The sequence below is a fragment of the Streptomyces sp. NPDC101194 genome, from assembly GCF_044767885.1.
GTDB lineage: Bacteria > Actinomycetota > Actinomycetes > Streptomycetales > Streptomycetaceae > Streptomyces.
Window position 1 is genome coordinate 332761 of the sequence record NZ_JBIWOS010000006.1, and the last position, 17773, is coordinate 350533.

At 70.9% G+C, this 17773-nt stretch carries 15 protein-coding genes, 1 tRNA gene and 2 pseudogenes; 6 read left to right on the forward strand and 12 right to left on the reverse strand.

The annotated features are described in order from the left end of the window. Window positions 1-29: 29 nt before the first annotated feature. Window positions 30-527 (reverse strand): MarR family winged helix-turn-helix transcriptional regulator, encoded by a 498-nt coding sequence (locus ACIRP2_RS24035; RefSeq protein ID WP_404253479.1) that lies wholly within the window; start codon window positions 525-527, stop codon window positions 30-32. Between the two features lie 87 nt (window positions 528-614). Here ACIRP2_RS24035 and ACIRP2_RS24040 point away from each other — a divergent pair, with 87 nt between their 5' ends. Then, complete coding sequence (locus tag ACIRP2_RS24040) at window positions 615-1412, forward strand: trans-aconitate 2-methyltransferase (protein ID WP_404253481.1); 798 nt, start codon at window positions 615-617, stop codon at window positions 1410-1412. Next, window positions 1412-1774, forward strand: a complete 363-nt coding sequence (locus ACIRP2_RS24045) for a VOC family protein (RefSeq protein WP_404253483.1) — start codon at window positions 1412-1414, stop codon at window positions 1772-1774. The genes ACIRP2_RS24040 and ACIRP2_RS24045 overlap by 1 nt, the downstream gene beginning before the upstream one ends. A 208-nt stretch (window positions 1775-1982) precedes the next feature. Here ACIRP2_RS24045 and ACIRP2_RS24050 read toward each other — a convergent pair whose 3' ends face one another. Continuing rightward, window positions 1983-2669 (reverse strand): TetR family transcriptional regulator, encoded by a 687-nt coding sequence (locus ACIRP2_RS24050; RefSeq protein WP_384457033.1) that lies wholly within the window; start codon window positions 2667-2669, stop codon window positions 1983-1985. Beyond that, on the reverse strand, window positions 2666-3667 hold the full coding sequence (locus ACIRP2_RS24055; protein WP_404253485.1) for an acyl-CoA desaturase: 1002 nt from the start codon (window positions 3665-3667) through the stop codon (window positions 2666-2668). Before ACIRP2_RS24055 ends, ACIRP2_RS24050 begins: the two co-directional genes overlap by 4 nt. Before the next feature lie 341 nt (window positions 3668-4008). Between ACIRP2_RS24055 and ppc the strand changes: the two genes are divergently transcribed. Continuing rightward, entirely contained in the window at window positions 4009-6738 is a 2730-nt protein-coding gene (gene ppc / locus ACIRP2_RS24060) for a phosphoenolpyruvate carboxylase (RefSeq protein ID WP_404253487.1), read from the forward strand. Between the two features lie 191 nt (window positions 6739-6929). Here the strand turns inward: ppc and ACIRP2_RS24065 are convergent, their stop codons facing one another. The 7 genes and pseudogenes from ACIRP2_RS24065 to ACIRP2_RS24095 all read right to left on the reverse strand — a co-directional run bounded on the left by ACIRP2_RS24065 (window position 6930) and on the right by ACIRP2_RS24095 (window position 12614). Beyond that, window positions 6930-7400, reverse strand: a complete 471-nt coding sequence (locus tag ACIRP2_RS24065) for a hypothetical protein (protein ID WP_404253489.1) — start codon at window positions 7398-7400, stop codon at window positions 6930-6932. A 122-nt stretch (window positions 7401-7522) separates the two neighbouring features. Continuing rightward, window positions 7523-8116, reverse strand: coding sequence for an aminoacyl-tRNA hydrolase (pth, locus tag ACIRP2_RS24070; protein WP_391743095.1), 594 nt, complete (start codon window positions 8114-8116; stop codon window positions 7523-7525). A gap of 124 nt (window positions 8117-8240) precedes the next feature. After that, window positions 8241-8825 carry a 50S ribosomal protein L25/general stress protein Ctc gene (locus ACIRP2_RS24075; protein ID WP_404253491.1) on the reverse strand — a complete coding sequence of 195 codons (585 nt, stop codon included), beginning with the start codon at window positions 8823-8825 and terminating at the stop codon, window positions 8241-8243. Window positions 8826-9007: 182 nt separating this feature from the next. After that, window positions 9008-9982, reverse strand: a complete 975-nt coding sequence (locus tag ACIRP2_RS24080) for a ribose-phosphate diphosphokinase (protein WP_030976866.1) — start codon at window positions 9980-9982, stop codon at window positions 9008-9010. Between the two features lie 120 nt (window positions 9983-10102). After that, a complete protein-coding gene (gene glmU, locus ACIRP2_RS24085; protein WP_404253494.1) occupies window positions 10103-11551 on the reverse strand; it encodes a bifunctional UDP-N-acetylglucosamine diphosphorylase/glucosamine-1-phosphate N-acetyltransferase GlmU in 1449 nt (482 codons plus the stop codon). A 109-nt stretch (window positions 11552-11660) separates the two neighbouring features. After that, a tRNA-Gln gene (locus tag ACIRP2_RS24090) sits at window positions 11661-11731 on the reverse strand. 11 nt (window positions 11732-11742) lie between these two features. Continuing rightward, window positions 11743-12614: pseudogene (locus tag ACIRP2_RS24095) on the reverse strand (hypothetical protein). Between the two features lie 155 nt (window positions 12615-12769). Here ACIRP2_RS24095 and ACIRP2_RS24100 point away from each other — a divergent pair. Then, complete coding sequence (locus ACIRP2_RS24100) at window positions 12770-14083, forward strand: histidine kinase (RefSeq protein ID WP_404253496.1); 1314 nt, start codon at window positions 12770-12772, stop codon at window positions 14081-14083. Window positions 14084-14121: 38 nt separating this feature from the next. On the opposite strand, the gene ACIRP2_RS24105 is transcribed toward ACIRP2_RS24100, so the two are convergent. Together ACIRP2_RS24105 and ACIRP2_RS24110 are read right to left on the reverse strand one after the other, a co-directional pair. Further along, window positions 14122-14655 carry an SUKH-3 domain-containing protein gene (locus tag ACIRP2_RS24105; RefSeq protein WP_404253498.1) on the reverse strand — a complete coding sequence of 178 codons (534 nt, stop codon included), beginning with the start codon at window positions 14653-14655 and terminating at the stop codon, window positions 14122-14124. A 10-nt stretch (window positions 14656-14665) separates the two neighbouring features. Further along, window positions 14666-15190, reverse strand: coding sequence for a YwqJ-related putative deaminase (locus ACIRP2_RS24110; protein WP_404253500.1), 525 nt, complete (start codon window positions 15188-15190; stop codon window positions 14666-14668). A gap of 290 nt (window positions 15191-15480) precedes the next feature. On the opposite strand from ACIRP2_RS24110, the gene ACIRP2_RS24115 reads away from it, so the two are divergent. Together ACIRP2_RS24115 and ACIRP2_RS24120 are read left to right on the forward strand one after the other, a co-directional pair. Beyond that, window positions 15481-16458, forward strand: coding sequence for an SMI1/KNR4 family protein (locus tag ACIRP2_RS24115; RefSeq protein WP_404253502.1), 978 nt, complete (start codon window positions 15481-15483; stop codon window positions 16456-16458). Window positions 16459-16463: 5 nt separating this feature from the next. Next, window positions 16464-17773 (forward strand): annotated as a pseudogene (locus ACIRP2_RS24120) (hypothetical protein); the annotation flags it as partial.

Below are 17773 nucleotides of genomic sequence, written 5' to 3' on the forward strand. Positions count from 1 at the left end.
TCCGAACGAAAGACCCTGCGGGACAGCCCTCAGCCGGGGATGTTGTCGAACGGAGCGGTCAACTGGCGGAGCAGTCCGGCCAGTTCGGCACGCTGCTGGGTGGAGAGCCGGCTCAGGATGGCACGTTCCTGGGCGAGCAGTCCGGCCAGCGACTGGTCGGCCTTGTCGCGGCCCTCGGCGGTGAGCCGGACGAGCACGCCGCGGCGGTCGCTGGGGTCGGGGAGCCGCTCGACGAGGTTCTTCTTGGTCAGCCGGTCGATGCGGTTGGTCATGGTGCCCGAGGTGACCAGGGTCTGGGTCAGCAACTGGCCCGGGGAGAGCTGGTAGGGGGCGCCCGCGCGACGCAGGGAGGTCAGTACGTCGAACTCCCACGGCTCCAGATCGTGCTCCGAGAAGGCGATCCGGCGGGCCCGGTCCAGATGGCGGGCCAGGCGGGAGACGCGGCTGAGCACCTCGAGTGGTTCCACGTCGAGGTCGGGGCGCTCGCGGCGCCATGCAGCGACCAGTCGGTCGACCTCGTCCTCCATGTGGATCAGTGTAGAGGGTCTGTCGACATGAAGTCTCTTGAATTCAAGTGTCTTGACATCAAGATACCTCTGCGTGATCCTGCTTCCATGACCGCACCCACCTGGGATCCGCAGCAGTATTTGCGTCACGCGGACCATCGCACCCGGCCCTTCCGCGACCTCCTGGCCCGTATCGCCGAGCCTCCGTCCGCCCCCGCGCCCCGCATCGCCGACCTCGGCTGCGGAGCGGGAAACGTCACCCTCCTCCTCGCCGACCGCTGGCCCGAGGCCCGTATCACCGGCTACGACAACTCCCCGCAGATGCTGGAGCGGGCCCGGGAGCACGCGGGCCCCCTCCTGGACTTCGCCGAGGCCGACGCCGCGACCTGGACCCCCGCCGAGCCGTACGACCTCATCGTCTCCAACGCCCTGCTCCAGTGGGTCCCGGACCACACCGCCCGCTTCCCCGACTGGCTGGACGCGATCACCCCCGGCGGGACGTTCGCCTTCCAGGTCCCCGGCAACTTCGACCAGCCCAGCCACGCCCTGATGCGGGAGCTCGCCGGGTCCCCGCGCTGGTCCGACCGGCTGGGCGGCGAACTGCGCCACGCCGACGCGGTGCTCGCACCCGCCGCCTACCTCGACGCACTGACGGCTCCCGGCATCACGGCGGACGTCTGGGAGACCACGTACCTGCATCTGCTGCACGGCGAGGACCCGGTCCTCGACTGGGTGAAGGGCACCGGTCTGCGCCCCGTCCTGACCGCCCTCGCCGACGACCCCGAGGCGCGCGAGGCGTTCCTCGCCGAATACCGCGACCTGCTGCGCGACGCCTACCCCGAGGGGCCGCACGGCACGGTCTTCCCGTTCCGCCGCGTCTTCGCCGTGGCGCGCAAGGAGAAGTGATGATCGCTGCCCTCGACCACGTCCAACTGGCCGCCCCGGAAGGCTCGGAGGATCTGCTGCGCAGGTACTACGTGGATGTCCTCGGCATGACGGAGACCGCCAAGCCCCCGGCGCTCGCGTCCCGCGGCGGCTGCTGGTTCAGCGCCGGTCCGGTCCAGCTCCATCTGGGCATCGAGCCTGATTTCCGCCCCGCGAGGAAGGCCCACCCGGGCCTGCGCGTCACGGACATCGAGGCGTACGCGGCCCGGCTGGCGGAGCGGGGCGCCGAAGTGCGCTGGGACGACGACCTGCCGGGGCACCGGCGCTTCTTCAGCCACGACCCGGTGGGGAACCGGCTGGAGTTCCTGGAGCCGGTGAAGTGACCGGACGCATCGGAGCCGGTCCGGCACGTCCGGCGTGATGTCGATGTCGATCGGGGCTCGCGCCGGTGACGGCGGCGGCGCGGACGACGGAGATGTCCGGCTCGGGACCGTTGCGTCGGTCCGGCGCAACGGTCGTCCCGCGCCCGGCCACCGACCGCGGTGGAGACGCTCTCCCGCGACGCCGTCACCACGGGTGACCGGTCCTCGCTCAGCTCTTGCGGTGCCCGATCAGCCGCGGCTTCGACTCCAGGTTCTCCAGGCCGTGCCAGGCCAGGTTCACCAGATGGGCCGCGACCTCCGCCTTCTTCGGCTTGCGGGCGTTGACCCACCACTGGCCGGTCAGGGCCACCATGCCGACCAGCGCCTGGGCGTAGAGCGGGGCCAGCTTCGGGTCGAAGCCGCGGGCCTTGAACTCCAGACCCAGGATGTCCTCCACCTGGGTGGCGATGTCGCTGATGAGGGAGGCGAAGGTACCGGTCGACTGGGCGACGGGGGAGTCGCGGACCAGGATGCGGAAGCCGTCCGTATACGTCTCGATGTAGTCGAGCAGGGCGAACGCGGCCTGCTCCAGGAGCTCACGGGGATGGCCCGCGGTCAGGGCGCCGGTGACCATGTCGAGGAGCTGGCGCATCTCGCGGTCGACCACGACGGCGTACAGGCCCTCCTTGCCGCCGAAGTGCTCGTAGACGACCGGCTTGGAGACACCGGCGCGGGACGCGATCTCCTCGACCGAGGTGCCCTCGAAGCCCTTGTCGGCGAAGAGGGTGCGACCGATGTCCAGCAATTGCTCGCGGCGTTCCTTGCCGGTCATCCGCACCCGGCGGGTGCGCCGGGCGGAGGAGGGACGTTTGTTCTCGCTGCTGGTACTGGAGTCGGTCGCCACGTCGTCAATCATGCCGCGTCGGCGCGTACGGGGTCGCGCCGGGCATCGATACGGCGGGAGGCGATCCGGGCGGAGTCGGGCCAGCGCGCGTCGGAGGCCCAGCCCAGCTTCTCGAACCAGCGGATCAGCCGTGCGCTCGAATCGATCTGCCCCCTCATCACCCCGTGCCGCGCGCTCGTCGGATCCGCGTGGTGCAGGTTGTGCCAGGACTCGCCGCAGGACAGGACCGCGAGCCACCACACGTTGCCGGACCGGTCACGGGACTTGAAGGGGCGCTTGCCGACCGCGTGGCAGATGGAGTTGATCGACCAGGTGACGTGGTGCAGCAGCGCCACCCTGACGAGAGAGCCCCAGAAGAAGGCGGTCGCCGCGCCCCACCACGACATCGTCACCAGACCGCCGACCAGCGGCGGGAGCGCCAGCGACACGATCGTGAAAGTGAGGAAGTGACGGGAGACGGCTCGGATCGCCGGGTCCTTGATCAAGTCGGGCGCGTACTTCTGCTGCGGGGTCTGCTCCTCGTCGAACATCCAGCCGACGTGGGCCCACCACAGCCCCTTCAACAGAGCGGGGAGCGTCTCGCCGAAACGCCACGGCGAGTGCGGGTCGCCCTCCGCGTCGGAGAAGCGGTGATGCTTGCGGTGGTCGGCCACCCAGCGCACCACCGGCCCCTCCACGGCCAGCGAACCCGCGACGGCGAGGGCGATGCGCAGCGGACGCTTGGCCTTGAAGGAGCCATGGGTGAAGTAGCGGTGGAAGCCGACCGTGATGCCGTGGCAGCCGATGAAGTACATCGCCACGAGCAGGCCCAGATCGAGCCAGCTCACACCCCGGCCCCAGGCCAGCGGTACCGCGGCGACCAGCGCCACGAACGGCACCACGATGAACAGCAGAAGGGCGATCTGCTCGATCGACCGCTTGTTGTCCCCGCCGAGCGTGGCGGAGGGAAGGATCTGACCGTCGGCCGCCGATGGCTGGGCGTCGTCGATCACGGAGGGGCTGGTGTTCATGGGGAGTCCCCTGGGGATGAGGAGTACGACGGATGGCCCTGGCTACGCATCCGTAACCTACGGCTACGTAAGTATGGCAGCGAGGGGGCCCGTGGCACGAGAGCGCGACGGACCGCCCGCTGAAGGGAAACCCGAACGGGGCGCGAGCGTCGCCGATGGCGTGGACACCTATCCTGGTGGGGTCGGACAGCGCGGTCCGCACTCTGCTTTCCCGGGGTGGCGTCAGCACCGCTGCCGACCGCGGCCCCGGTGACACCCGTGCCCGCCCGTCTCCCACCACCACCCTTGTTGGGAGTCGCTTCGCGACACACCTCCTCATTCACTGCAAGGAGCCGCACACTGTGAGCAGTGCCGACCAGACCCCTGCCGCCAGCCCCGAGCTGCGCGCCGACATCCGCCGCCTCGGCGACCTGCTGGGCGAGACCCTCGTACGCCAGGAGGGGCAGGAACTCCTCGACCTCGTCGAGCGGGTCCGCGCCCTGACCCGCACCGACGGCGAGGCCGCGGCCGAACTCCTCGGCGACACCGACCTGGAGACCGCCGCACGGCTCGTGCGCGCCTTCTCCACCTACTTCCATCTCGCCAACGTCACCGAGCAGGTGCACCGCGCCCACGAGATGCGTGACCGGCGCGCCGCCGAGGGCGGTCTCCTCGCGCGCACCGCCGACCGGCTGAAGGACGCCGACCCGGAGCACCTTCGTGAGACCGTCAAGAACCTCAACGTACGGCCGGTCTTCACCGCGCACCCGACCGAGGCCGCGCGCCGCTCCGTGCTGAACAAGCTCCGCCGTATCGCCGAGCTGCTGGAGACGCCCGTCATCGACGCCGACCGGCGCCGCCAGGATCTGCGGCTCGCCGAGAACATCGACCTCATCTGGCAGACCGACGAGCTGCGCGTGGTCCGGCCCGAACCCGCCGACGAGGCCCGTAACGCCATCTACTACCTCGACGAACTGCACGCCAACGCCGTCGGGGACGTCCTGGAGGACCTGGCGGCCGAGCTGGAGCGGGTCGGCGTCGAGCTGCCCGCGGGCACCCGGCCCCTCACCTTCGGCACATGGATCGGCGGCGACCGCGACGGCAACCCCAATGTGACGCCCGCCGTCACCCGGGAAGTGCTGATCCTCCAGCACGAGCACGGCATCACCGACGCGTTGGAGCTCGTCGACCACCTGCGCGGCCAGCTCTCCAACTCCATCCGCTACACCGGCGCCACCGACGAGCTGCTGACCTCGCTCCAGGCCGACCTCGAGCGCCTCCCCGAGATCAGCCCGCGCTACAAGCGGCTGAACGCCGAGGAGCCGTACCGCCTCAAGGCCACCTGCATCCGGCAGAAGCTCGTCAACACCCGCGAACGCCTGGCCGGCGGCACCCCGCACCGCCCCGGCTGCGACTACCTCGGCACCGCCGAGCTCCTCACCGACCTGGAACTCATCCAGACCTCGCTGCGCGAGCACCGCGGCGGACTGTTCGCCGACGGGCGGATGGACCGCACGATCCGCACGCTCGCCGCGTTCGGCCTGCAGCTCGCCACCATGGACGTGCGCGAGCACGCGGACGCCCACCACCACGCCCTCGGCCAGCTCTTCGACCGGCTCGGCGAGGAGTCCTGGCGCTACGCCGACATGCCGCGCGACTACCGGCAGAAGCTGCTCGCCAAGGAGCTGCGCTCACGCCGCCCGCTCGCCCCGACCCCGGCCCCGCTGGACGCCGCGGGCGAGAAGACCCTCGGCGTCTTCCACACCGTCAAGGAAGCCTTCGAGCGGTTCGGCCCCGAGGTCATCGAGTCGTACATCATCTCGATGTGCCAGGGCGCCGACGACGTCTTCGCAGCCGCCGTCCTCGCCCGTGAGGCCGGACTGATCGACCTGCACGCCGGCTGGGCCAAGATCGGCATCGTGCCGCTGCTGGAGACCACCGACGAGCTCCGTGCCGCCGACGTCATCCTCGACGAGATGCTCGCCGACCCGTCGTACCGCCGGCTCGTCTCGCTGCGCGGCGACGTGCAGGAGGTCATGCTCGGGTACTCCGACTCCTCCAAGTTCGGCGGCATCACCACCTCGCAGTGGGAGATCCACCGTGCCCAGCGCCGCCTGCGCGACGTCGCGCACCGCTACGGCGTACGGCTGCGGCTCTTCCACGGCCGCGGCGGCACCGTCGGCCGCGGCGGCGGCCCCTCGCACGACGCGATCCTCGCGCAGCCCTGGGGCACCCTCGAAGGCGAGATCAAGGTGACCGAGCAGGGCGAGGTCATCTCCGACAAGTACCTCATCCCGGCGCTCGCCCGGGAGAACCTGGAACTGACCCTCGCGGCCACCCTCCAGGCCTCCGCACTGCACACCGCGCCCCGGCAGTCCGACGAGGCCCTCGCCCGCTGGGACGCGGCGATGGACACCGTCTCCGACGCCGCGCACGGCGCCTACCGCCGACTGGTCGAGGACCCCGACCTGCCGGCGTACTTCTTCGCCTCCACCCCGGTCGACCAGCTCGCCGAGCTGCACCTCGGGTCCCGCCCGTCGCGGCGCCCGGACTCCGGCGCCGGTCTGGACGGACTGCGCGCCATTCCGTGGGTCTTCGGCTGGACCCAGTCGCGGCAGATCGTGCCCGGCTGGTACGGCGTCGGCTCCGGGCTCAAGGCGCTGCGCGAGGCCGGTCCGGACACCGTGCTGGACGAGATGCACGAGCACTGGCACTTCTTCCGGAACTTCATCTCCAACGTCGAGATGACGCTCGCCAAGACCGATCTGCGGATCGCCCGCCACTACGTCGACACGCTCGTCCCGGACGGGCTGAAGCACGTCTTCGCCGACATCGAGGCCGAGCACGCACTCACGGTCCAGGAAGTACTGAGGGTCACCGGCGGCTCCGAACTGCTCAGCACCAGCCCGGTGCTCCAGCAGACCTTCGCCATCCGCGACGCCTACCTGGACCCGATCTCCTACCTCCAGGTCTCGCTGCTGGCCCGTCAGCGCGAGGCGGCGGCACGCGGCGAGGAAGCGGACCCGCTGCTCGCCAGGGCCCTGCTGCTCACCGTGAACGGTGTCGCCGCGGGGCTGCGCAACACCGGCTGAGAGCCGTCGGGCGGTCTTCGATCGGACAGCGGACGCGGTCTGGTGCGTGCGATTCCAAGGCGCCGGGATGGCCTCGTAGCAGAGCTACCAGGGTGTTTCGGCAACGCGGGAAGCGTGCGTGCCAGGGCATGGCCGCCCGATCAGAGGCTGCCCGACAGGCTCTGAGCGCCGGGGCGCGGGTGCGGTCCCGCTCACAGGGCGAAGAACGTCGCCACCAGCAGGACCGCACCCGCGATCCCCGTGCCCCAGGCGGTCCGGGACATCCGCAGACCGCCGCCGATGATCAGGGCGGCCAGCACCAGCGCACCGCCCAGCGGCACCCAGGCGTGCAGGAAGCCCGGGGTGCCGGTGCGTACGACATCGTTCGTGCCGGGCTTCACGACGACCGGGAAACGGTCGCCCCTGCGAACCGCGACGGACTTGTCGATCGTCACCCGGGAACGCGCGGCGGCCTGCCCGGACGGGGCGAACGGCCCGGTGCAGACATCGGCGCCGCAGCCCGTCACGGTCATCGTGCCGTGCTCGCGGCCCTTGGCCAGAACGATGTGGTGCGCCGAACTCCACGAGGCGTACACGCCCGCGACGAGCAGCAGCAGGACGACACAGCCCAGGGCGGCGCTGCGGGCGTGGACCAGGGCGCGGTGGGAGGAGCTCCGCTTCATGGGGAGCGATCCTTGGGCAGAGCGGCGCACTCGGTCAACTTGTGGCTGAAAATCGACGGGGTACCTGCGGGAATGTCAGAGTTGCGCGAGCCGCGTCCCGCCGGGTTCGCGCGCTGCGGGCATCAGGAGTTGTACGCGCTCTGCGCGCGCTCCAGACCCTCCGCGAGCAGGCACTCCACCGAGTCGGCGGCCCGGTCCACGAAATAGCCGAGCTCCTTGCGCTCGGTGGACGAGAAGTCCTTCAGCACGAAGTCCGCGACCTGCATCCGGCCCGGCGGCCGGCCGATCCCGAACCGGATCCGGTGGTAGTCGGCACCCATCGCCTTGGTCATCGACTTGAGCCCGTTGTGCCCGTTGTCGCCACCGCCCAGCTTCAGCCGGAGCGTCCCGTAGTCGATGTCCAGCTCGTCGTGGATCGCCACGACGTGGTCGGTCGGCACCTTGTAGAAGTCGCGCAGCGCCGTGACGGGGCCGCCGGAAAGGTTCATGTACGACATCGGCTTGGCCAGGATCACCCGGCGGTTCTCCGGTCCCGGCGGGCCCATACGGCCCTCGACGACCTGTGCCTGGGCCTTCTGGGCCCGCTTGAACTTCCCGCCGATCCGCTCGGCGAGCAGGTCGACGACCAGGAAACCGACGTTGTGCCGGTTCGCCGCGTACTCGGGACCGGGGTTGCCGAGGCCCACGATGAGCCAGGGTTCGGTGGCGTCGGACATCTGCGCTCGGTCTCCTTCGCGTACGGGTGTCCGGTTGGCCGGGTCACCGGGAAACAGGGAAACGGGGCGGCGGGTCCCGGGATGGGGAACCGCCGCCCCGTCAGTGAAGCAGTACGGGCGAGGCTCAGGCCTCGGCGCCCTCGGCCTCGGCCTCGGCGGCCGGCTCCTCGGCCTGCGCGGCGACGACCTGCAGGACGATGGCCTCCTCGTCACCGGCCAGCGCGGCGCCCTTGGGCAGCGGGATGTCCTTGGCGAGGACGGACGCACCGGCGTCCAGGCCCGCGACGGAGACCGTGACGGACTCGGGGAGGTGGGTGGCCTCGGCCTCGATGAGCAGCGTGGCCTGCACGTACTCCAGGAGGTTGCCGCCCGGGGCCAGGTCGCCCTCGGCGTGCACAGCGATCTCGACGCTGACCTTCTCGCCGCGCTTGACCGTCAGCAGGTCGACGTGCTCGATGTTGCCCTTGAGCGCGTTGCGCTGCACGGCCTTGGGGATGACCAGGGTGTCCTTGCCCTCGATCTCCAGACCGATCAGGACGTTGGCGGTCTTGAGCGCCATCATCAGGTCGTGGCCCGGCAGGTTGATGTGAACCGGCTCGGCACCGTGGCCGTAGACGACCGCGGGAACCAGGTTGGCGCGGCGGGTGCGACGGGCGGCGCCCTTGCCGAACTCGGTACGGATCTGGGCGTCGAGCTTGACCTCAGCCATGACTGCACTCCTCGTAGGGTGATGAAACTTGGACGGTCACCCGGCCCACGACAGGCCTGCTACGAAGAGCGCGTCGATAACGGACCGCCGTACCCATGAGTACGGCCTCCCTCGCCGAGCAACTCGCTGAGTCTACCCGGCGGGGAGGCCGCACCCAAAGTGGATCTACGGCAGCGCCGCTCCTACTGCTCCTCGAAGAGGCTGGTGACCGAGCCGTCCTCGAAGACCTCGCGCACCGCGCGGGCGATCGTCGGGGCGATCGAGAGCACCGTGATCTTGTCGAGCTCCAGCTCGCCCGGGGTCGGCAGGGTGTCCGTGAAGACGAACTCGCTGACCTTGGAGTTCTTCAGACGGTCCGCGGCCGGACCGGAGAGCACACCGTGCGTCGCCGTCACGATGACGTCCTCGGCACCGTGCGCGAACAGGGCGTCGGCGGCCGCGCAGATCGTGCCACCGGTGTCGATCATGTCGTCGACCAGGACACAGACCCGGCCCTTGACGTTGCCGACGACCTCGTGGACGGTCACCTGGTTGGCGACGTCCTTGTCACGGCGCTTGTGGACGATCGCCAGCGGGGCGTCCAGACGGTCGCACCAGCGGTCGGCGACGCGCACGCGACCGGCGTCCGGGGAGACGATCGTCAGCTTCGAGCGGTCGACCTTGGCACCGACGTAGTCGGCCAGTATCGGCAGCGCGAAGAGGTGGTCGACCGGGCCGTCGAAGAAACCCTGGATCTGGTCGGTGTGCAGGTCGACGGTGAGGATGCGGTCGGCACCCGCCGTCTTCATCAGATCGGCGACCAGACGGGCCGAGATCGGCTCGCGGCCACGGTGCTTCTTGTCCTGGCGGGCATAGCCGTAGAACGGCACGATCACCGTGATGGAACGGGCCGAAGCGCGCTTCAGCGCGTCCAGCATGATGAGCTGCTCCATGATCCACTTGTTGATCGGAGCGGTGTGGCTCTGGATCAGGAAGCAGTCGGCGCCGCGGGCGGACTCCTGGAAGCGGACGTAGATCTCACCGTTGGCGAAATCGAAGGCCTTCGTCGGCACGAGGCCGACACCCAGTTGGTGCGCAACCTCCTCGGCCAGCTCGGGGTGGGCGCGGCCGGAGAAGAGCATCAGTTTCTTCTCGCCGGTCGTCTTGATCCCGGTCACAGCACAGTCTCCTCAGACGTGTTCCTGGCGCCGCGCGCATGTGTCCCGATGTGCGACGAGCCAGCCGAAATGGGGTGAGCATCTATCACGGTACGCCGTGCTCGACGCACCTGTTTCCGGTCAGCTTTCGCCGTCGCGCTCCGAAGCAGCGGCCTGAGCGGCCTGCGCGGCGGCGCTTCCCGGACGCTTGCGGGCCACCCAACCCTCGATATTCCTTTGCTGGCCGCGGGCGACGGCCAGCGAACCGGACGGCACGTCCTTGGTGATGACCGAGCCGGCCGCGGTGTAGACGCCGTCCCCGACCGTGACAGGCGCCACAAACATATTGTCCGCGCCGGTACGGCAGTGGGAGCCGATCGTGGCGTGGTGCTTGGCCTCGCCGTCGTAGTTCACGAAGACGCTGGCGGCACCGATGTTGGTGTGGTCGCCGATCGTCGCGTCGCCGACGTAGCTCAGGTGCGGGACCTTGGTGCCCTCGCCGATCGTGGCGTTCTTCATCTCCACGTACGTACCGGCCTTGGCCTTCGGCCCGAGCTTCGTGCCGGGGCGCAGATAGGCGTACGGGCCCACCGTGGCGCCCACGCCGACCTCGGCCCGGTCCGCGACCGTGTTGTCCAGGCGCGCGCCCGCGCCCACGAGGGTGTCCGTGAGCCGGGAGTTGGGGCCGACCTCGGCGTCCTCGCCCAGGTGCGTGGCGCCGAGCAGCTGGGTGCCCGGGTGCACGATCGCGTCCCGCTCGTAGGTGACGGTGGCGTCGATCAGCGTGGACGCGGGGTCCACGACGGTCACACCGGCCAGCATGGCGCGCTCCAGCAGCCGCTGGTTCAGCAGCCGCCGTGCCTCGGCCAGCTGCACCCGGTTGTTGATCCCGAGGATCTCGCGGTGGTCGCCGGCGACCGAGGCGCCGACCCGGTGTCCGGCCTCGCGCAGGATCGAGAGCACATCGGTGAGGTACTCCTCGCCCTGGCTGTTGTCGGTGCGGACCTTGCCGAGGGCGTCCGCGAGCAGTCGGCCGTCGAAGGCGAAGACCCCGGAGTTGATCTCCCGGATCGCGCGCTGGGTCTCGGTGGCGTCCTTGTGCTCGACGATCTCGGTGACCGCGCCGGTGGCCGGGTCGCGGACGATCCGGCCGTAGCCGGTGGAGTCCGGGACCTCGGCGGTCAGCACGGTGACGGCGTTGGCGTCGGCCGTGTGGGTGGCGGCGAGCGCGGTGAGGGTCTCGCCGGAGAGCAGCGGGGTGTCGCCGCAGACGACGATCACGGTGCCCTCGACGGCCCCGCCGAGTTCGTCGAGACCGACGCGCACGGCATTGCCGGTGCCCCGCTGCTCGGCCTGGTGGGCGGTCCGCAGCCGGGTGTCGACGGCGGTGAGATGCGCGGTGACCCGCTCGCTCTCGTGGCCGACGACCACGACGAGGTGCTCGGGGTCCAGTTCTCGGGAGGCTGCGACGACATGTCCGACGAGCGAGCGCCCGGAGATCTCGTGCAGGACCTTGGGGGTCTTCGACTTCATGCGGGTGCCCTCACCCGCTGCGAGGACGACGACGGCTGCCGGGCGGTTGGCGCTCACGGGTATGTCCTTCGGCTTCGGGTGGGGGACATCCGAAGGATACCGGGGGCGTGGGAGTCGGACATGAGTGCGGGCCCCGACCGTGGTGGTCGGGGCCCGCACTCAGGGGCTCCCGGGGAAGGAATCGAACCCTCATTCAATGGACCAAAACCATTTGTCCTGCCTTTAGACGACCCGGGATGGTTTGTCTTTTACGTCCGATTTTGATGATCGGCTCGCTTGGCAGCCCCTACTATGCCGCACCACCAGCCTTCGATGCGACGGTACAGGTCGGCGCTTTTGAGAACACGTACGACAAGGCAACCTCGGTAGTCCTCACCGATGTTCTTCCGGTTCGTCCCGGGGCGGTGTTTCTTGACCGTGGTCTTGCCGAACGACGCGCTGTCGGCGCCGGTCAGATCGATCCAGTACCGCTCGGCTGCAGTCACGTCCGCCGTCTCGTGGATGTGTACGTGAAAGCGCAGCTGCTCTGTGCTCACGCCGAGGAGTCGGAGCCACGCCAGGAAGACCTCGATCATTCGAGGGTCACTGTTGATGAAGCTGACTCTTTCCTGCGGGCGATGAGGTTTGGACTTCGACCCCTCCGACCAGTAGAGGCCGACGCCCAGTAGGAAAAGCTCGCGTGAGCTCATTGCGCCGATCTCCTCCGCTGCACCCTTCTTGGTCAGGCGACGAGCCACCTCCCGCCGCTGGAGTGTGGCGTCCCAGCCGCGCCGCGCGATTGCCGAGGCCTCTTCGCGCATTCGTCTGCGGTCGGGCTTCGGCAGATCCCGCACCCATAGGGAGATCGAGCTCTTCGAGCACCCCAGTTCCACGTGGATCCGGTCGTACGTCATGCCCTGCTGCCTCAGCTCTCGCGCCTTCTCCCGCAGGTCGTCCTTGGCGTTCGGGCGCTTCGTCCATTCGGGGCGGGCTCGCCCTCCAGGAGGCGGTCGAGGATGTCGTTGTTGTGGACGTGGAGCCGGTCGCGGATCTGTCGGCGGCTGAGACCCTGCCGGCGCAGCGCGATCGCCTGTTCGCGCAGCCCTTCGAAGTCGGCGTACTTGATCGTGATTTCCGTCATGCGCCGAGCGTCGTCCGGAATGCGGACGTCCGGTGCGAAAGCCTGATCGATTCACCATTTCAAGCGATAAGTGGTGGTTCCGTCTCTGTTCGACAGACGTACGTGCTGCCCAGGTCGCCCGAAAACCAGGTGCGCCCGCCCGTAGGCTGGACGCCATGACCGCAACGGGGGCAAACCGGGAAGCCGCGGGTACGACGACCCGCGGCTATTGGTGGTGGGATCGGCGGCGAGGCGTCGCTCTGGATGTGGGGCTCGCGCTCCTGTCGGCGTCGGAATGCGCACTCGAAGGGGTGGAGTTCGCCGGGAACACCGGGCTGCCGGTGCCGATCGGTGTGGTGTTCGGGCTGCTCGCGGGGTCCGTGCTGGTGGTGCGGCGGCGCTGGCCGATCGCCGTGGTGCTGGTGTCGATCGCGACCACGCCCGCCGACATGGGCTTTCTGATGGGACTGGTCGGCCTCTACACGCTGGCCGCCTCCGAGGTGCCACGGAGAATCACCGCGGTGCTGATGGGGATGTCCTTCGCGGGGACGTTCATCGTCACGTACGTACGGCTGCGGCAGAGTGTCTCCGAGCAGGCCGATTTCGGGCCCGGCGACTGGTACGTGCCGCTGATGTCCCTCTTCATGTCCCTCGGGCTCACCGCGCCGCCCGTGCTGTTCGGCCTCTACATAGGGGCGCGGCGCCGGCTGATGGAGAGCCTGCGGGAGCGCGCGGACTCGCTGGAGCGGGAGCTTTCGCTGCTCGCCGACCGCGCCGAGGAGCGGGCCGAATGGGCGCGTACGGAGGAGCGCACCAGGATCGCCCGCGAGATGCACGACGTGGTCGCCCACCGGGTCAGCCTGATGGTCGTGCATGCCGCCGCACTCCAGGCCGTCGCGCCGAAGGACCCGGCGAAGGCGGTGCGGAACGCGGCACTGGTCGGAGACATGGGCCGCCAGGCGCTGACCGAGCTGCGCGAGATGCTGGGGGTGCTGCGGGCGGGGGAGCCGGTGACGCCCCGGTCGGCCCAGGTGCCGCTCGCCTCGGTCGGGAAGGCGGCCGCCGCCGCGGCAGCCGCGGCGGCGGAGGACGGACCCCGGCTGCACGAGGTGGAGACCCTGGTCGGGGAGTCCAGGGCGGCCGGCATGACCGTGGAGCTCTCGGTGGACGGGGAGGTCCGTCCGTACGCGCCCGAGGTGGAGCAGACCGCCTACCGGGTGGTGCAGGAGGCTCTGACGAACGTGCACAAGCACGCGGCGGGCGCCAAGACGTGGGTGCGGCTCGCGCACCGCGGTTCGGAGTTCGCGATGCAGGTGGAGAACGGCCCGTCGGACGCCGCCACGGCGGACGCGGGGCTGCCGAGCGGGGGCAACGGGCTCGTCGGCATGCGGGAGCGGGTGCTGGGGCTCGGCGGTGTCTTCGTCTCCGGCCCGACGGACGCGGGGGGTTTCCGGGTGTCGGCGGTGCTGCCGGACCAGGGGGCGGCCTGAGGGCCGGAATCCGCCGGTGGTCCGCAGGGCCGGGCCGGTCAGTCCGAGACCAGGCGTTCCGGCTGGATGCCGCTGACCAGGGTGGCCAGTGCCTGGTCGATGTCCGGGCCCAGGTACCAGTCCCCGGTGTGGTCGATGCTGTACACGCGTCCTTCGCTGTCGATCGCGAGGACCGCCTGCCCGTCCCCCTCCTCGCCCAGCGGGCTGACCTCGGTGTCCAGCGCCCGGCCGAGGTCGCCGAGCGTGCGGGCGAGATGCAGCCCGCAGATCGGGTCGATGCGCACCGGGGCCGGTGCGATCTGCCGGCCCGGCGCGGACGGCGTGATGTGCAGTCCGCCGAATTCCGCCCACGCCTCCACGGCCGCGGGGAAGATCGCGTGCTGATGGCCGGCGGGTGACGCGTGCGAGCGCAGCGCGTCGGCCCACTCCTCGGCCTGCCGGATGTCCCAGCGGCCGGGTTGCCAGCCCGCGGCGCGCAGGGCGGCGTCGACGGCGACGGGGAAGCGGGTCGAGGAGTGGCGGTCGCGGCCCGTGGGGCCCGCCTGTTCGGGTAGGTCGGTTCGGTCGTGCATCGGCGCGCGGTCAGCCCTTCTCGGCGGTGGTCGCCGCCCCGGTGGTCGTGAGGTCGACGGGACGTACGCCGAAATGGGCGAGCATCGCCGCGCAGGAGCGGCACGGTGGCGCGTAGGTGCCGTGCAGCGGGTCGCCGTCCTCGCGGATGCGCCGTGCGGTGAGCCGCGAGTGCTTCAGGGCGCGGCGGGCCTCGCCGTTGGTCAGCGGCTTGCGCTGGGCCCGCTTGGAACGGCCGGCGTCCGCCGCGGTGAGCTGCCGGGACAGCAGTATCGCCTCGGGGCAGCGGCCGGTGAAGCGTTCGCGCTGGCCGCTGGTGAGGGTGTCGAGGAAGTCCTGGACCAGCGGGTGCAGTACGGGCGGTTGGTCACCCTTGCCCGCGGTGCAGGTGAGCGTCTCGCCGCGTACGGACAGCGCCGCCGCCACCGCGGGCAGGATGCCGTCGCGGCGGTGGTGCAGCCGGGGTGTGCTGCTGGTTCCGGTGCTGCTCCAGCTGAGGCGCGGGTCCCCGGATGTGACTGGTTGTGAAGTGTGCATGGTGCGTTTCCCTCCCGTGCCCGCAGTGGTAGCTGCGCGATGTGCACGCCCCCGAGTTGCGGTGACAGCCTGCCAAATGTCCGGGCTGGTCGGAAAGCTGGGGCGGGGATACACACGTCCGTGTCGTCCTTCGGTGGCCGTGGTGTCGCTCGTCCGTCACGCCGTTGTGACGGTTCGTGACGGCAGGCCCTGGGGCGAGACCCGCTCTTGCGCCACCGCATAGGCTGTGCCCGGACCGCCGCTTGGGCAGGTCGGTCCTCACCAGTCAGACGCAGCAGGGGGCAACCGCCATGACGACAGGTCGGCTCGGGCAGCAAGCCGCGCCACCGAACGCGGCCTACGCCGGGCAGCTCGTGCATTTCCCGGACCCGGTCCGGGCGTCCCGCCACCCCAGGGGTGTGCGGATGGACGAGAACGGCAGCCCGGACTTCGCGCCGTACGCGCGCGCCGCCGCCGAGATCGCCGAGCCCCCGCAGGGCTTCGGTGTGGACGAACTGCGGCTGACCGACTACGTCTCGGCCAACGCGGCGCTGGCGGCGTCCGGCCACGAGTTGTGGGACACGATCCCCGCGGTCGCCACCCCGCACGGCTGGACCTGGCACCACGCGCCCGGCGGTCGTCGCATGGAACTGATCCCGGTCGAGGTCAAGGCGCTGCTCCGGCACCATGGCGGCCTGGCCGGCACCGCGGTCGACCAGAACAAGCGCGGTACCCGCCCGTTGCAGGAGACCCGGCCCGCGCACTTCCGGCTGCCCAAGGGCGCCGTCGCGGTGAGCGAGCAGCAGATCCTGGGCGTCGAGGAGGACCTCGGGTACCGGCTGCCCGGCGCCTACCGTTCCTTCCTCAAGGCGGCGGGCGGCTCGGCCCCGGTCGGTGCGGCGCTCGACGCGGAGCTCGGTCTCCTGGTCGACCAGCCGTTCTTCACGGTGCGCGAGGAGGCCGCCGTGAACGATCTGGTGTACGTCAACAAGTGCCTGCGGGACCACCTCACCAAGGACTATCTGGGTGTCGCCTTCGTCCAGGGCGGCATTCTCGCGGTGAAGGTGAAGGGCAACGCTGTCGGCTCGGTCTGGTTCTGCGCGTACGACGACGCCCGGGACCAGGACGGCTGGAACGTGCAGGAGCGGGTGGAGCGGCTGTTGCTGCCGTGCGGCGGTGACTTCGACGCCTTCCTGCAGCGTCTGGCGGGCAATCCGCCGGAGCTGGAGACCGTGGCGAACCTGATGGTGGACGGCGGCTTCGCGCGGGCCGTCCCGGTGGAGGGGTGAGCGCGATGGTGACCTTTGCGCAGGCGCAGGAGCGCGCGGACGAGTGGATCAACGGCGATGTGCCCGCGTACCAGCACCGTGAGGTGAGGGTGCGGGAGTTCGAGCTGGGCTTCGTGGCGTGGGGCGAGGACCGTGCCGAGGGCCCGGTCTCGGACGGCGGCCGGCAGCGGCTCGTGATCGCCCGGGACAGCGGTGAGGCCACCTTGTGGCCGGGGCTGCCGGTGGGCGAGGTGATCCGGCGCTACGAGGAGGAGTACGGCGCGCAGGGTGCGGCACCGGTCGCTCCGGAGCCGCCGCAGCGCATCGATCTGAATCAGACGTCCTTCCTGTTGAGCCCTCCGGAGTGGCTCCAGGAAGCGGCCGACAAGCTGGGCATCCCGGACCACCGGGCGGACCGGGGCGGGGACGCGGCCGGTCCGTCCCCTTCGGCCGCGCAGCCCCCCGCCGCACCCGTGCCCGCGGCGGCGCGGGGCGGGCAGGCCGAGTACGAGCCCACCGCCAACGACGGCGTTCCGGCATCCCCGCCGAACGTGCCCGCCGGTGCCACCCCCTGGGCCGGGACCGACACCAACGCGGGCTCCGACGAGGGCGCGGTGCCGCTGCCCGCCACGGTGTTCGCGCCGCCGCTCTCGGGCTCCGACGACGACGGCACCCCGCCGCCGGTCGTGCCCGCCGACGCGCCGACCGCCCTGATGTCCGGCGGCAGCCGGCTGCCCAGGACGGCGATCGTCCCGGGCCTGGAACCGCAGGGTGCCGACGGCCCCGCTCCGGGAGTACCCGCCCAGGGCGCCCCGGGTGCTCCGGGCGCCAATGCCGGTGACATCGCGGACGCGACCACCAGCAAGGCCGCCATGCCGCCGCGCGGTGCGCGCGGGGGTGGTCCGACGACTCCGCCGCCGCCCGGTGCCCCGGGTACGCCGGGCGCCCGGCCCGGCGCTCCGGTGCCGCCGCCCTCGGGGCCGGGTGCGCCCGGCGCTCCGGCCGGCGGGTATCTGCCGGGCGGGCTCGTCTCCCAGCAAGGCCCGCCCGGTGCGCCGCAGCCTCCTGGTCCGCCCGGTGCGCCGGGTGTCGTCGGTGCGCCGCAGCCTCCTGGTCCTCCGGGGGCGCCGGTGCCTCCTGGTTCGACTCCTCCGCCGTCGGGTGGGGGTGTGCATCATGCCGCGACGATGCTGGCCGACCCCGGCATGGGTGGTCCCGGTGTGCCGCAGCCCCCTGGTCCTCCTGGTCCGCCCGGTGCGCCGGGTGTCGTCGGTGCGCCGCAGCCTCCTGGTCCTCCGGGGGCGCCGGTGCCTCCTGGTTCGACTCCTCCGCCGTC